Origin of the sequence: Streptomyces griseiscabiei (assembly GCF_020010925.1) — a bacterium.
In the GTDB taxonomy this organism is placed as follows: domain Bacteria; phylum Actinomycetota; class Actinomycetes; order Streptomycetales; family Streptomycetaceae; genus Streptomyces; species Streptomyces griseiscabiei.
Window position 1 is genome coordinate 2113061 of record NZ_JAGJBZ010000002.1, and the last position, 13131, is coordinate 2126191.

General features: G+C 71.7%; 14 protein-coding genes. 7 read left to right on the top strand and 7 right to left on the bottom strand.

All coding sequences use genetic code 11. The features are described from left to right. The first annotated feature begins 82 nt into the window (after positions 1-82). Positions 83-1102, top strand: coding sequence for a LacI family DNA-binding transcriptional regulator (locus tag J8M51_RS26495; RefSeq protein ID WP_086756565.1), 1020 nt, complete (start codon positions 83-85; stop codon positions 1100-1102). Positions 1103-1140: 38 nt separating this feature from the next. On the opposite strand, the gene J8M51_RS26500 is transcribed toward J8M51_RS26495, so the two are convergent. Further along, positions 1141-2358 carry a glycoside hydrolase family 64 protein gene (locus J8M51_RS26500; protein ID WP_086756567.1) on the bottom strand — a complete coding sequence of 406 codons (1218 nt, stop codon included), beginning with the start codon at positions 2356-2358 and terminating at the stop codon, positions 1141-1143. Positions 2359-2608: 250 nt separating this feature from the next. Beyond that, positions 2609-3400 (bottom strand): VOC family protein, encoded by a 792-nt coding sequence (locus J8M51_RS26505; protein WP_086756568.1) that lies wholly within the window; start codon positions 3398-3400, stop codon positions 2609-2611. Between the two features lie 234 nt (positions 3401-3634). Between J8M51_RS26505 and J8M51_RS26510 the strand changes: the two genes are divergently transcribed. After that, entirely contained in the window at positions 3635-3883 is a 249-nt protein-coding gene (locus tag J8M51_RS26510) for a WhiB family transcriptional regulator (protein ID WP_306490459.1), read from the top strand. 64 nt (positions 3884-3947) lie between these two features. Here J8M51_RS26510 and J8M51_RS26515 read toward each other — a convergent pair whose 3' ends face one another. From J8M51_RS26515 to ssgD, 4 genes are all read right to left on the bottom strand, one after another. After that, complete coding sequence (locus J8M51_RS26515) at positions 3948-4925, bottom strand: acyl-ACP desaturase (protein WP_086752139.1); 978 nt, start codon at positions 4923-4925, stop codon at positions 3948-3950. A gap of 236 nt (positions 4926-5161) precedes the next feature. Beyond that, positions 5162-5938 (bottom strand): dimethylargininase, encoded by a 777-nt coding sequence (gene ddaH, locus J8M51_RS26520; protein ID WP_086752141.1) that lies wholly within the window; start codon positions 5936-5938, stop codon positions 5162-5164. 168 nt (positions 5939-6106) lie between these two features. Continuing rightward, positions 6107-7738, bottom strand: a complete 1632-nt coding sequence (locus J8M51_RS26525) for an ABC-F family ATP-binding cassette domain-containing protein (RefSeq protein ID WP_086752137.1) — start codon at positions 7736-7738, stop codon at positions 6107-6109. A gap of 347 nt (positions 7739-8085) precedes the next feature. Further along, the gene (ssgD, locus tag J8M51_RS26530) at positions 8086-8502 is read right to left on the bottom strand and encodes a spore wall synthesis regulator SsgD (RefSeq protein ID WP_086752135.1); all 417 of its coding nucleotides are present in this window, start codon (positions 8500-8502) and stop codon (positions 8086-8088) included. Positions 8503-8797: 295 nt separating this feature from the next. Here ssgD and J8M51_RS26535 point away from each other — a divergent pair, with 295 nt between their 5' ends. From J8M51_RS26535 to mmpA, 4 genes are all read left to right on the top strand, one after another. After that, on the top strand, positions 8798-9844 hold the full coding sequence (locus tag J8M51_RS26535; RefSeq protein ID WP_267299527.1) for a WD40/YVTN/BNR-like repeat-containing protein: 1047 nt from the start codon (positions 8798-8800) through the stop codon (positions 9842-9844). 121 nt (positions 9845-9965) lie between these two features. Beyond that, a complete protein-coding gene (locus J8M51_RS26540; protein ID WP_086764570.1) occupies positions 9966-10292 on the top strand; it encodes a plasmid stabilization protein in 327 nt (108 codons plus the stop codon). Between the two features lie 46 nt (positions 10293-10338). Next, positions 10339-11064, top strand: coding sequence for an endonuclease V (locus J8M51_RS26545; protein WP_179203552.1), 726 nt, complete (start codon positions 10339-10341; stop codon positions 11062-11064). 60 nt (positions 11065-11124) lie between these two features. Next, a complete protein-coding gene (mmpA, locus tag J8M51_RS26550) occupies positions 11125-11271 on the top strand; it encodes a morphogenic membrane protein MmpA (RefSeq protein ID WP_179203551.1) in 147 nt (48 codons plus the stop codon). A 30-nt stretch (positions 11272-11301) separates the two neighbouring features. On the opposite strand, the gene J8M51_RS26555 is transcribed toward mmpA, so the two are convergent. Next, positions 11302-12483 carry a saccharopine dehydrogenase family protein gene (locus tag J8M51_RS26555; protein ID WP_086764564.1) on the bottom strand — a complete coding sequence of 394 codons (1182 nt, stop codon included), beginning with the start codon at positions 12481-12483 and terminating at the stop codon, positions 11302-11304. 103 nt (positions 12484-12586) lie between these two features. Here J8M51_RS26555 and J8M51_RS26560 point away from each other — a divergent pair, with 103 nt between their 5' ends. Next, on the top strand, positions 12587-12967 hold the full coding sequence (locus J8M51_RS26560) for an MmcQ/YjbR family DNA-binding protein (protein ID WP_086764573.1): 381 nt from the start codon (positions 12587-12589) through the stop codon (positions 12965-12967). Positions 12968-13131 lie beyond the last annotated feature (164 nt).

Below are 13131 nucleotides of genomic sequence, written 5' to 3' on the forward strand. Positions count from 1 at the left end.
GCCGCCGGTGATCCGGGAGCGCTCTCAACGGCGTCGCGAGCGGGTCTATCCTGAGCGCACCCGTCCCGAGGAGAGTCCCCCAGTGACCGAGACAGCGTCCCGTCCCACGTTGGAGGCCGTGGCCGCGCGCGCCGGGGTGTCCAGGGCGACCGTGTCGCGGGTCGTCAACGGCGGCGAGGGCGTCCGGGAACCCCTGGTGGAGCGGGTGCGCAGGGCGGTCGAGGAACTCGGGTACGTGCCGAACCAGGCGGCCCGCAGCCTCGTCACCCGGCGGCACGACGCGGTGGCCGTGGTGATCGCCGAACCGGAGACCAGGGTCTTCGCGGACCCCTTCTTCGCCCTTCAACTCCGGGGTATCAGTAAAGAGTTGACGGCACACGACTCCCAGCTCGTCCTGTTGCTCACCGAAGGCCCGGAGGACTACGCGCGCGTGGGGCGGTATCTCGCCGGCGGGCATGTCGACGGGGCGCTCGTCTTCTCCCTGCATCTGGACGACCCGCTGCCGGCGCTGATCCGGGGCGCCGGTGTCCCGACCGTGTTCGGCGGCCGGCCCGGCTGGGCGGACGGCACGCGCGGCGGCGCGCCCACCGTGTACGTCGACAGCGACAACCGGGGCGGCGCCCGGGACGCCGTCCGCCATCTCGTGGGCCTCGGCCGTACCCGGATCGCCCATATCACCGGGCCCCTGGACCAGACCTCCGCCGTGGACCGGCTCGACGGATTCCGGGACGTCATGGTGGACGGCGACCCCCGGCTGATCGTGGAGGGCGACTTCACCCCGGCGGGCGGGGAACGCGCGATGCGGGAACTCCTCGACCGCTGCCCGGAGTTGGACGCGGTGTTCGCGGCCAACGACGTATCCGCGTCCGGTGCGCTGCGCGTCCTGCGCGAGCGCGGCCGACGGGTTCCCGAGGACGTCGCCGTGGTCGGCTTCGACGACATGCTCCCGGTCGCCGAACAGACCGAACCGCCCCTGACGACGGTCCGTCAGGACATAGAGGAGATGGGCAGGTTGATGACCCGCCTCCTGCTCCGGGGCCTCGCCGCCGCCCCGTCCAGCGTCGTCCTCCCGACCACCCTGGTACACCGCGCCTCCGCGTAGCAGCGGACCCGCAACCCGCCTCGCCCCCAGCGGAGCGCCTACGCTCCGACGGTCACCGTGAACCGCCGCGGATTGCCGTCGTGGGCCGCCCCCGACACGTCCGGCTGCCCGTCGGGACGTACGTCGTCGTACGGGAAGGCGTACCCGATGGGCGAGTTGGCGTGCACCACGCGTGACCAGTGGTTGGTCACGGTGCCCCGGTAGTAGTCGGCCGCCGTCGCCCCGTTCGGCTGGGTGGGACGGGTGAGCATGATCGAGCGGTTGAAGCCGGCGGCGAGCCGGGCGAGGAGGGCCTTCTTGTCGTCGGGGTCGCCGGGGTTGTTGGCGAACGGGCCGTGGTTGCAGGTGAAGATGTCCTTCGAGGCGGGCCGGGCGAAGGTGTGGCCGCCGGCGAAGGTGAGGGTGTCGCCGGAGACCCGGCCGGCGAGGACACCCCGGCCGCCCTGGAGGTCGATCCTCAGATCCGTCGAACGGTACTTCTCCCACACCTGGTTGACGTAGGAGTCCCAGTAGCCGCGGAACGGCATCTGGTCCGGCCGGTCGAAGTACGGTGCCATCAGGTTCTGCGGCGAGACGACCCGCAGCACCCTGCCGTCGCCGCCCCGGATGACGAGCCGGTCCCAGGGCTGGCCGTCCCGTGCCGACTGCGCCACCAGGTCCGCGGCGATCCGGTCCACCGCCCCGTCGGGCAGCGGGGCGACCGTGTGCGTGGTGTCGCCCTCCAGCGTCAGCCCGATCGGCAGGGCGGTCACCAGGTCGACGTAGCTGATGTTGGCGAACAACTGGGTGGGGTTGAACGTGAACTCGCAGAACGACCACGTCTTGCCGTAGTTGGCGTCGGCGGGCGTGGCGAAGGCGGGCTCGACCAGTGCCGGGCCCGGGTTGAGGAAGAACTCCAGAGTGCTGTCCCGTACGAAGTAGACGCGGGCGCCGAACATCTGAGGCAGCGTCAGCACGGTGGGCGCCGAACCCGCCGGGCCGAGCGGGATGGCGCAGTCGACCGGCAGCGGGGTCTGCGGCGCCGGGGGCGAGGCCGGCCGGTAGACGCCGCCGTCGGCCCGCAGCAGCAGCCAGGCGCCCGTCCCCTGCTCGTGCCCGGTGACGTACGCCCGTACCGTGCCGGGCAACGAGGCGTTCTGCAGGGAGAGTTGGCAGGTCGCGGGCGCGGCCTGGGCGGGTGCGCCGAGGGCACCCCCGAGAGCGGTCGCGCCGGCAGCGGCGGCGGTTCCGGACAGGAACGTACGGCGGGAGATCACGACGGCCTCCTGGGACGTGGGGGAGTGGAGGCACAGCGGACGGGGCCCCTGCTGTGGTGCCCCCACTGTTCCCAGGGGGAGTTGAGGCGTCAAGACTTATGACTGAGAGCGCTCTCAGAAATCTGTTGGCTTCAGGAGATGACGACACGTCGAACGGTGTTCGGGCTTCGCTGCCGGAGCCGGAGCCGGAGCCGGAGCCGGAGCCGGAGCCGGAGCCGACGGTGGCGGTGGCGGCCGTCCGGTCCGGGTCTCAGCCCTGCGGCTGCTCGCTCCTGATCACCGCGAAGCGGGCACCGAACGGATCGGCCAGCTTGGCGAACCGCCCCGCGCCCGTGAGGTCGGTGGCGGGCAGCCGGACGGCCCCGCCCAGCTCGCGCGCCCGTTCCACCACGGCATCCGGGTCGGTGACCTCGAAGTACGGCAGCCAGTACGGCCCCGACCCCGCCTCGCTCGGGTCCTCGTCGAGCGGGACGATGCCGCCGAACATGGCCCCCTCCTCGGTCCCCGCCGGGTTCACACAGGTGTAGCTGCCGCCGGCGATGTCGATCGCCGAGGTCTCCCAGCCGAACACGGAGTTGAAGAACCCGGCCGCCGCCGGCAGATCCGGTGTGTACAGCTCCAGCCAGCACAGCGCGCCGGGGTCCGTGACGACGTCGAGGCCGGTGATGCGGTTCGGCTGCCAGACGCCGAACGGTACGCGCGCCCGGTCGGCGAGGATCGCCATCCGGCCCTCGTCCGCCACGTCCATCGGCGGCATCAGCACCGAACCGTGGGCCTGCTCGACCGCCTTGGCCGTGGCGTCGGCGTCCGGAGTCCGGAAGTAGATGTTCCAGGACGGCGGTCCCTGCTCCGGGGGGTTCTGCATACCGGCCGCGGCGGTACGGCCGTCGAGCTGGAAGAAGCCGTAGCCGCCCATCCCGGGCCCGGCCGAGCGGAACTCCCAGCCGAAGAGATGGTGGTAGAAGGAGGCGGCGCCTTCGATGTCGGGGGTGCCGAGGTCGATCCAGTTGGGGGCGCCGGTGACATAGCGGGTGGTGAGCATTGCTGCGCTCCTCTGAGGGGGTCCGAGGGGCCCGTTGCCTGTACCTCAGAGTCTGGCACCGCCCGCGGGACACCGCCCGTGCGTCGGCACATCCCGCACCACCCGGCACCGCGCCCCTCCCGCGCGCCGTCGTGCGTCACCGCCGTGTCCGGGGGGAGCATGACGGAGCCCCGGAAAGGGCGTGTTGATGCGGCGTTGATCGAACGTTTTTCGGTGCGCGGCACGATGCTGTGCATGCACAACGACACGATCACCCCGATCGACCGTGCCTGGCAGGAGCGGGCGCTGTGTGCGCAGACGGGGGCCGACTTCTTCTTTCCCGAGCCCGGCAGCTCGGTTCGTGAGGCGAAGCGCATCTGCGGGATGTGCGAGATGCGTACCGCGTGTCTCGACTACGCCCTCTCCCACGACGAGCGGTTCGGCGTCTGGGGCGGGCTGTCCGAGAAGGAGCGGCTGCGGCTGCGGCGCACCGAGAACGGCTGACCCGGCGAGGGCGGCCCGCCGGGCCGCCCTCCCGTCTCGCGTGGCCACGCGAGACGACGCGTCGCTACGCCCCGGCGCGCGCGGCCATCCGCGCCTTGCGGGCCGCCAGCTTCTCGTCGAACTTGCGTGCCTCCGCGTCGAGTCCGCCCATGTAGAGGCCCAGTTCCTCCTGGGCCTTCATGCCCTCGGGGCCGAGGCCGTCGATCTCCATGATCTTCAGGAAGCGGATGACGGGCGCGAGGACGTCGTCGTGGTGGATGCGCATGTTGTAGACCTCGCCGATGGCCATCTGCGCGGCGGCCCGCTCGAAGCCGGGCATCCCGTGGCCGGGCATCCGGAAGCCCACGACGACATCGCGCACGGCCTGCATGGTGAGGTCGGGGGCGAACTCGAACGCGGCCTTCAGCAGGTTCCGGTAGAAGATCATGTGGAGGTTCTCGTCGGCCGCGATGCGCGCCAGCATGCGGTCGCAGACCGGATCACCGGAGTGGTGGCCGGTGTTGCGGTGCGAGACGCGGGTGGCCAGCTCCTGGAAGGCGACGTACGCGACCGTGTGCAGCATCGAGTGCCGGTTGTCCGACTCGAAGCCCTCGCCCATGTGGGCCATGCGGAACTCTTCGAGCTTGTCCGGGTCCACCGCGCGCGAGGCGAGCAGGTAGTCACGCATCACGATGCCGTGGCGGCCCTCCTCCGCGGTCCAGCGGTGCACCCAGGTGCCCCAGGCGCCGTCACGGCCGAAGAGGGTGGCGATCTCGTGGTGGTAGCTGGGCAGGTTGTCCTCGGTGAGGAGGTTCACCACCAGGGCGATCCGGCCGACCTCGCTGACCTTCGACTGCCCCTTCTCCCAGGCCTCGCCGTCCTCGAAGAAGCCGGGGAAGTTGCGGCCGTCGCTCCACGGCACGTACTCGTGCGGCATCCAGTCCTTGGTGACCTTGAGATGCCGGTTGAGTTCCTTCTCGACGACTTCCTCCAGCGCGTACAGCAGCCGCGCGTCGGTCCATTCGCCGGACGGGCTGCCGAGGTGGGGAGAAGTGATCGACACAGGCGCTCCAGAGGGACGTACAGGGGACGGGACTTCCGGTGCGGTCACGGGCGGGTGACCTTAACCTACGGCATCGTAGGCTACGAATCCGTAGGTTACGATGCCGTAGGTTAAGGGTGCTGTAAAGAGTGCTGATCAGCGGGGTTCCGCAGGGGATCGGCGGCTCTGCCGAAGGCCCCGTGGACCCGCAGGTCCCGGAGCCGAAAGGGTGAGCGGATCACCCGGCGCTCACCCGGTCAGGCGTACAGATCGCGCAGCCGCACCGAGAGGCATGTCACACAGCCCTCCAGCTTCTCGAACTCGCCGATGTCGACCACGACGGGCTCGTAGCCGAGGTCGGCGTACAGCTCCGCGGTCTTCGGGGCGCTCGCCGCCATCAGCAGCTTGTCGCCGCCGAGGAGCACCACATGCGCCCCGGACTCCTCCGGGACCGGCAGGAAGCGCCCGAACAGCGACGGGGTGTCCATCCTCGGGATGTGCCCGACGACCGTGCCGTCGGGCAGCGCGGTGACCGCCGACTTCAGATGCAGCACCTTGCTCACCGGCGCGGAGACCACCCGCGCCCCCAGCGGCTCGAACGCGGCCCGCAGCTGCTGCACCCCGGCCGCGTTGGTGCGCCCGCCCCGGCCCACGAACACCGTGTCGCCGACCTTGAGCACGTCGCCGCCCTCCAGCGTGCCCGGCGCCCAGACCCAGTTCACCGAGCAGCCGAGCGCGGCCACGGCCTCCTCGATCCCGTCGGTCTCGCCCCGCCGGGACTCGGCGCCGGGGCGCGCGATCAGCGCCACGTTCTTGTACATGACCACGGTGTCCTCGACGAACACCGAGTCCGGGCAGTCGTCGGCCGGGTCCACCTCGATCGTCTCCCAGCCGTGCTCGCGCAGGGCGTCCCCGTACGCCTCCCACTGCTCGACCGCGAGATCGACGTCCACCTCCGTGCGTTCGACGTGCGTGACGAGGCCTTCGGCCAGACGGGGGCTCGGGCGGCGGACGAGGGCTTTCCTGCTGGGCACGTGGGTGACTCCGAATCGGACGACGGTTTTCCGGCGCCCCGTGAAGCGACGCCGGTCCGCCATCATGCAGCCCCGGCGCACGAGGACAAAACCCCCGTGGGCAGGCTGTGGCCCTCCTGAGATACTCGGCGGTAGCCAGGCCCCGCGCCGACGCCTCGGCCGGCCGGGTCAGCCGCCGGCCTCGATCTCCTCCGGCGTCGTCGCCCGCAGCTCTCCCTCCTCCATCAGCAGCCACCTGGTGATCCCGATCGACTCCAGGAACGGCAGATCGTGGCTGGCCACGATCAGCGCCCCCTCGTACGACTCCAGGGCGGTCGTCAGCTGCCGCACGCTCGCCAGATCGAGGTTGTTCGTCGGCTCGTCCAGCATCAGCAGCTGCGGGGCGGGCTCGGCGAGCATCAGGGCGGCGAGGGCCGCCCGGAAGCGCTCCCCGCCGGACAGGGTCGCCGCGAGCTGGTCGGCACGGGCGCCCCGGAACAGGAAGCGGGCGAGACGGGCCCGGACCCGGTTGTTGGTGGCCTCCGGCGCGAACCGGGCCACGTTCTCGGCGACCGTCAGCTCCTCGTCGAGGACGTCGAGCCGCTGCGGCAGGAACCGCATCGGCACATGCGCCCGCGTCTCGCCGCCCACCGGCTCCAGCTCGCCCGCGATCGTCCGCAGCAGCGTGGTCTTGCCCGAGCCGTTGCGACCGATCAGGGCGATCCGCTCCGGACCGCGCAGATCGAACCCGCCCTTCACCCGGGCGCCGTACCTCAGCTCCAGGTCCAGCAGGGTGAGGACGGTCCGGCCCGGGGGTACGGCCGTGTACGGCAGCTCGACGCGGATCTCGTCCTCGTCCCGTACGGCCTCCACCGCCTCGTCGAGGCGTTCCTTCGCCCCGGCGAGCCGCTCCTCGTGCAGGATGCGGTGCTTGCCCGCGGACTCCTGGGCGGCCCGCTTGCGCAGGCCCGCGACGATCTTCGGCACCCGCTTCTGGTCCTGCATCTTCTGCCCGAACCGCTTGCGCCGGGCCAACTTGACGTGGGCGTCCACGAGTTCGCGCTTCTGCTTCTTCAGATCGGACTCGGCGACCCGCACCATCCGCTCGGCCGCCTCCTGTTCGGTGGCGAGCGCCTCCTCGTACGCGGAGAAGTTGCCGCCGTACCAGGTGACCTCGCCCGCGTGCAGATCGGCGATCTGGTCGACCAGATCCAGGAGTTCACGGTCGTGGCTGACCACGACCATGACCCCGGACCAGGACTCGACGGCGTCGTACAGGCGCCTCCGCGCGTACAGGTCGAGGTTGTTGGTGGGCTCGTCCAGGAGGAGGACGTCGGGGCGGCGGAGCAGCAGCGCGGCGAGGCGCAGCAGCACCGACTCGCCGCCCGAGACCTCGCCGATCGTGCGGTCCAGATCGACGTGGCCCAGGCCGAGTTGACCGAGCGTCGCCAGGGCGCGCTCCTCCACGTCCCAGTCGTCGCCGACCGCCGCGAAGTGCTCCTCGGCCACGTCGCCCGCCTCGATGGCGTGCAGCGCGGTGCGGGCGGCGGCGATCCCGAGCGCCTGATCGACCTTCAGGCCGGTGTCGAGGGTGACGTTCTGCGGGAGGTAGCCGACCTCGCCGATCGCGCGGACGGTGCCCTCGGACGGGGTGAGTTCACCGGCGATCAGCTTCAACAGGGTTGATTTCCCTGACCCGTTGACGCCGACGAGGCCGGTCCGGCCGGGGCCGAACGCGATCTGGAGGTCGTCGAAGACGGGGGTGCCGTCGGGCCAGGCGAAGGACAGGGAGGTGCAGGTGAGGGAAAGGGGAGTAGACATGAGGAACCTCGCGGGTGCGATGCGGCCGGGGGGACGCGTTCGAAACACCGCGAGGGGCGGCCCGACGAGAGCGAAGAGGCGGGCAGCGGAAAGGCCCGCTGCCGGCAGGACGGCTCGTACGCCGAGGTCGCACGCAACGCACACAGCAATGCCATGGAGAGCGGCATGACGCCGGAAGGCGGCAAGGTGTGTGACGCGGTGTCTCAGGACCTCAGACGAGCAACGTCCTTCTCCAATCGACGGCAACAGGACCGTGCAACAACGTACGGAGGGGCGCGGAAGGCTGTCAACGCATTAAACGCGGCACCGGGACGGGCGGGGACCTGCCTCCGGACCGGCGCCGCGCCTCAGCAGGCGTCCCGCATCAGCTGGGCGAGGTCGTGGTCCAGGTCGACATGGTGGTGTTCCAGGCCGAGCGGCACCAGGTCGATCGAACGCTCGAGGAAGCGGCGTATCTCCCCGGCGTGGACATGCACCACGGCCGTGCCCTCGGGGGCGTGGAACTCCAGGACGAGCCGGTCGTAGCCGTACGGGCGGACGCGCACGTCCCCGTGGCCGACGGACTCCTCCATACCGGTCACGAGGAGTTCGCGGGCGAAGGTCCAGCAGACGTCGACACCCTCCAGCGTGGCCGGGGCGGGGAAGGTCATACGGACCGCGAAGGGGTCGGTGGGGTCGTAGTGGAGCGTGGCGGGAATGCTCGGCATCCGCGGCGCGGCGGCGACGAGACGGGCCTCTACGGGCTGCTCGATGACGGTGGACAACGCCTTGCTCCCTTGTGACGGGTGGACGGATTCCGGATGGCTGAAGCCTGGCAATTGCAAAGACGCCGGATCGGGCCGATCCGTGCACACGAGAGTCGAGTGACCTCTGTCACCGAGCCCAATCCCTGGGGTGATCCCTTTCTCGTCCCGCGTCGCGGGATATGGGAGAGGACACCGGACGCCGCCCGGTGGTTCCCGGCCGAGGCCATCTGGACGGCGCCGGACCGGTGCACTAGCTTCGCCCGCCATGAGGGGCTTGGGGCAGTCGAGACGGATGAGTCGGACGAGTCGGACGATGACGACAGGCCTGGCCGCGGCGGCGCTCGCCGCCGCCCTGGCGGTGCCCGCGCAGGCACACGGGGAGGGCCGTCCACCGCACTGGGAACTGAAGGACACCGGCACCGACGTGCGCTTTCGCGGGCTCGCCGCGGTCAGCCGGAACAGCGCGTGGCTGGCGGGCTCCGCCGGGACCGTGCTGCGCACCGGCGACGGGGGCAGGACCTGGCGCAACGTCTCACCGCCCGGCGCACAGGATCTGCAGTTCCGGGACATCGAGGCATTCGACGCACGCAGGGCGGTCGTCCTGGCCATCGGCGAGGGCGAGGCCTCCCGCGTGTACCGCACGGACGACGGCGGTTCGACATGGACCGAGTCCTTCCGCAACACCGATCCGCGCGCCTTCTACGACTGCCTCACCTTCTTCGACCCCCGCCACGGACTCGCCATGAGCGACCCCGTCGACGGCAAGTTCCGCATCCTGTCCACCAAGGACGGCGGCCGCTCCTGGAAGGTCCTGCCGAACACGGGCATGCCGCCCGCCCTGGAGGGCGAGGCGGGCTTCGCGGCGAGCGGGCAGTGCCTCGTGAACTCCGGTCCGCGCGATGTGTGGCTGGCCACCGGAGGGGCAGCCCGCGCACGGGTGCTGCACTCCGCCGACCGGGGGCTGACCTGGACGGCCGCCGACACCACCGTCCCCGCCGGGGACCCGGCCCGGGGCGTCTTCGCGCTCGCCTTCCGGGACCGGGCGCACGGCATCGCCGTCGGCGGCGACTACCGCGCCGACCAGCCGTCCCCGCGCGCCGCGGCGACCACCGGCGACACCGGCCGCACCTGGACCCCCGCCGCGCAGCCGCCGCCCGCCTACCGCTCCGGCGTCACCTGGCTTCCGTACAGCCGTACGAACGCCCTCGCCGTCGGCCCCACCGGCACCGACCTCACCACCGACGGCGGCCGGACCTGGCACACGCTCGACACCGGCTCCTACGACACCGTCGACTGCACCCCGGACCGGGGCTGCTGGGCGGCGGGGGAGCAGGGGAGGGTCGCGCGGCTGGAGAACTGACCGGTGTGGGTCGGCCCGGCCGATGGGGGTACCCGTGGCGTGTTCCGGCCACGAAGGCCCATGGACGGCCATGGACGGCCATGAACGGCCGCGAAGGGTGAGGAAGGGAGTGTGATCGGCCATGCCGCGCGGTTCCAGCCCCAAGAGGGAACGCCAGTACGAGCACATCAAGGAGAGCGCCGAGCACCGGGGCGAGAGCGAGTCGCGCGCCGAGGAGATCGCCGCCCGGACCGTCAACAAGGAGCGGGCGCGGTCCGGCGAGTCGAAGACCGCGAGCCGCACCTCCACCCAGGACATGTCGTCGAGCAGGCGCGGCGGGCAGCGCTCCCACAAGGGCGCGCAGGGACCCACCTACGACCAGCTCTACGAAGAGGCCAAGAAGCGGGGTGTGCCGGGCCGTTCGGGTATGGACAAGAGCCGGCTCCGGCGCGCCCTCGGGAACGAGTAGCCCCGGACCGCCCACCCGTGCCGGGATGCGTACGCTCGTCAGCACCATGACGACCGTACGCATCCCCGCGGGCTGGCCCGCCACCGAAGAGCAAGCCCTCGCCGTGCAGGACGAGTTGCGGGGCGCAGTGGTCCTCGACGAGATCGGGCCACCGCCGGGCTCCGGGCATGTCACCGGCGTGGACGTGGCCTACGACGACGAGCGGGACGTCGTCGCGGCGGCGGCCGTGGTGCTGGACGCGGCGACGCTCACCGTGGTCGCGGAGGCCACGGCGATCGGGCAGGTCTCCTTCCCGTACGTCCCCGGACTGCTCGCGTTCCGTGAGGTGCCGACCGTGCTGGCCGCGCTCGACGCGCTGCCGTGCGACCCCGGTCTCGTCGTCTGCGACGGCTACGGGCTCGCCCATCCGCGCCGCTTCGGGCTCGCCGCCCACCTCGGCGTCCTCACCGGGCTCCCCACGATCGGCGTCGCCAAGAACCCCTTCGCCTTCACCTACGACGAACCCGCGGCCTCACGCGGGAGCTCCTCGCCGCTGCTCGCGGGCACCGAGGAGGTGGGCCGCGCCCTGCGCACCCGCGACGGCGTCAAACCGGTCTTCGTCTCCGTCGGCCACCGCGTCACCCTCCCCACCGCCTGCGCCCACACCCTCGCCCTCACCCCGGCCTACCGCCTCCCGGAGACCACGCGCCGCGCCGACTCCCTCTGCCGCCGGGCCCTGAAGGAGACGGCCGCCGGGGCACCGCTCGAAGGCGGGCGCGGACCGGGTACCTGAGTACGAACTGAGTACGAGTACGGATGCCGGGGCGCCGTCATGATCGGCAGGCTGGGCCGTATGACGACGCACCGAGCACCCAAGCCCGCCGCCGGACCCGCCCAGGCCGTCGAGCGTGCCGTGACGACCGGGCTGATCCTCGCCGTGATCGCCGGACTGGCCTGGATCGCCGGGATGGTCTACACGCTGACCGGGTGGGCCCAGTAGTCCCGCCCGGCCCACCCGATCGGCCGGGTCCTACTGGGACGCCGCCACCCGGAAGGTGATCCCCGCCGCGCGCAGCCGTTCGATCAGCGCGTCGCCCATCGCGACCGCCGTCGTGACCTGCCCCGCCGTGGCCGGGAGGTCGTCGAAGGCCAGGCAGAGCGCGGACTCGGCGAACATCTTCGCCGTCTCGCCGTAGCCGGGGTCGCCGCCCGCGACCTCCGTGAAGACCCGGCGCCCACCGCCCTCGCCGACGAACCGCACCGAGAACCAGCTCTTCGCCCGCTTCTCCTCGCTCGGCCCCTCACCCGGCTTCAGCCGGTCGCCCAGCCAGCGCCGCACCGGCGGCACCTGCGCGGCGGCGACCATCGCGCCGACGAACGCCACCCCGCCCACCGCGTACGGCAGGGTCTTCACGGCCGCGTAGTGGCGGTAGCGGAAGTCCGGTCCGTAGCGCCGCAGGGCGCGCGCCGAGCGCTGCACCACCTGCGCGTCGATGGTCGGCAGCGGCAGCGCCCACGCCCCGACCTCCTTGGCGAACCGGGGCGCGCTCACCGGCGCGTACGCCCGGCGCCCCACCAGGCGCGGCTCGTGCCGCCTGCGGTCCTGCGCGGCGGACATCGTCTGCCGGCCGCGGGAGAACCCGGTGAGCGCGGAGTTGAACGTACCGCCCGAGAACATGCCCTCGGCGCGCACGAAGCCGTCCACGGTGATCGGCACGTCCTCCGGGAGCTGCCGCACGGTGAAGTACGCGCCCAGGTCGTGCGGTATCGAGTCGAAGCCCGCCGCGTGCACGAGACGGGCGCCGGTCTCCCGCGCGCGTGCGTCGTGCCGGACGAACGTCAGGTCGACGAACTCGGGCTCACCGGTGAGGTCCAGATAGTCGGTGCCCTCGTCCGCGCAGGCGGCCACCAGCTCCTCGCCGTGGGTGATGTAGGGGCCGACCGTGGTGGCCATCACCCGTGTCTGCCGGGCGAGTTCGCGTACGGCGTCCGCATCGGACCCGTCCGCTCGCAGCACGCCGATCCCCGCGCCGCCGGGCAGCCGTTCGCGCAGTGCCGCGAGCTTGTCCGCGTCGCGCCCGGCGATCGCCCAGCGCAGTCCCTCGGGCGCGTTCCCGGCGAGATACTCCGCGGTGAGCTGCCCGACGAACCCCGTGGCCCCGTAGAGCACGATGTCGTACGCCCGCTCCGCCCTGCCCTGCCCGTTGCTCATGTAACCCCTCAAGCCTCGCCCGCGACCCGCCCACGCGCCGTTGTCGGTGGCTGAGGCTAGCGTGAGGGACGAGCAGCCGAGCGCGCGGGATCCGGAGGTGGCCGTGGCCGTACCGAAGAACGCCCTGAAAAAATGGGAGAAGGTGCGCGAGTTCGCCCTGGGGATGCCCGGTGCGGCCGAGGAGTTCCCGTGGGGCGAGAGCGTCGCGAAGGTCAACAAGAAGGTGTTCGTGTTCCTCGGGACGGATGACGGCGGCTACCCGCTGGGCGTCACCGTGAAGCTCAGGGACGAGGAGACCCACGCCCACGCCCTCACCTGCCCCGGCGCCGAGCCCGCGGGGTACGGCCTGGGCAGGGCCGGGTGGGTGCGGGTGCCGCTGGAGGAGAAGGGCGCCCCGCCCGCGGAGCTGCTGTGCGACTGGGTCGAGGAGAGCTACCGCGTGATCGCCCCGAAGCGCCTCATAGCGGAGCTGGACGCCCGCTGAAGCCACGGGACGGAAGCCCGGCGAGGGCGGGCTGACACCCGCCGCGACTCCGGGCACAATGACTAAGCGTTTGCTCATTCTGGGCTTGTGCGGAGTGGAACACGTTCTTAGCATCACTGGTGTCACAGCAGATGTGTCACACACGCGACGGGTCACGGACGACC